We start from the raw sequence: 525 nt of genomic DNA on the forward strand, positions 1-525 counted from the left end.
AAACCGCTGGCACACACCGCCTTTTGATCCTGTCGTTATTGACGAATATCTTCATGGTCGTGGTGCTGCCGATATGAAAGGTTCATTGGCAGCCATGATTGTCGCCACCGAGCGCTTCGTTAAAAAGCATCCAGATCATCAAGGCTCGATTGCATTTCTAATTACCAGTGATGAAGAGGGACCGTTTATCAATGGCACCACTCGGGTTATCGATACTTTAGAAGCGCGGAACGAAAAAATTACTTGGTCCTTAGTAGGTGAACCATCGTCGACCCATAAGCTTGGTGATATTGTAAAAAATGGTCGCCGTGGTAGCCTCACTGGTAACTTAACGGTGAAAGGGATCCAGGGACATGTCGCCTACCCTCACCTAGCCGACAACCCTAGTCATAAGGCTGCTCCGGCGCTGGATGAGCTAGCCCGTATGAAATGGGACAATGGCAATGAGTTCTTTCCACCGACCAGCTTTCAAATAGCGAATATTAACGGCGGCACTGGCGCATCAAATGTTATTCCCGGCGCACT

At 49.0% G+C, this 525-nt stretch carries 1 protein-coding gene; it reads left to right on the forward strand.

Going from position 1 to position 525, the window contains the following annotated elements; translation table 11 throughout:
- A partial coding sequence (gene dapE / locus K5R16_RS22165; RefSeq protein ID WP_220740578.1) for a succinyl-diaminopimelate desuccinylase occupies positions 1-525 on the forward strand: 525 nt, incomplete at both ends.

Origin of the sequence: Shewanella sp. c952, from assembly GCF_019654975.1 — a bacterium.
GTDB lineage: Bacteria > Pseudomonadota > Gammaproteobacteria > Enterobacterales > Shewanellaceae > Shewanella.